Source organism: Collinsella aerofaciens, from assembly GCF_027679495.1.
Classification (GTDB): domain Bacteria; phylum Actinomycetota; class Coriobacteriia; order Coriobacteriales; family Coriobacteriaceae; genus Collinsella; species Collinsella aerofaciens_AK.
Map to the genome: position 1 here is coordinate 1 of NZ_JAQEKC010000074.1, position 533 is coordinate 533.

Below are 533 nucleotides of genomic sequence, written 5' to 3' on the forward strand. Positions count from 1 at the left end.
AGCGTCAGCACCAGGTCGCCTTCGGCGCCGATGGCCTCGCCCGCGTAGCCGTCAAGCTCAAGGTGGCCGGCATCGGTCCAGGCCCAGCCGGGGCCCGACGCGCCCGGCTCGTAGTACGTCGCGCCCGCGATGATGAGGCTCTCCGCGCCCGCGGCACAAGAAGGCCCGCCCAGCAAGACGCATAGGCAGGCCATGGCAGCGATCGCGATGTGATGACGGCTGGTGTGGGACTCGGCGGCAAACATACCCGCTCCGATCTTCGCAGGAGCCAATAGAATGTGCACCAGAAAATGCCCTGGTAGCAGCAGTTATCAGTTTAGCCGGATCAAAGCGGGGGAAAAGAGAAATCGCGTGGGCAATGTCCACAATTAGGTGTAAATCGTTTTGCCAGCCGGTGAAAGGGAGAATCAGCTTCCGAATTCGCCCTTCACGTTTCTGATGATGTTGTTTGATAAATGGTTCCGATAGTCCATAAGGTAGTGTCGAGAAAGTTGGTGTAGCGCCCGAACCGAAGCGAGTAGGCCCGGCGTCCA

At 59.7% G+C, this 533-nt stretch carries 1 protein-coding gene; it reads right to left on the reverse strand.

Features of this window, described 5'->3' with window-relative positions:
* The coding region (locus PGW49_RS10410) for a hypothetical protein (RefSeq protein ID WP_270226455.1) at nucleotides 1-272 on the reverse strand (272 nt) is incomplete at its 3' end.
* Between the last annotated feature and the right edge of the window lie 261 nt (nucleotides 273-533).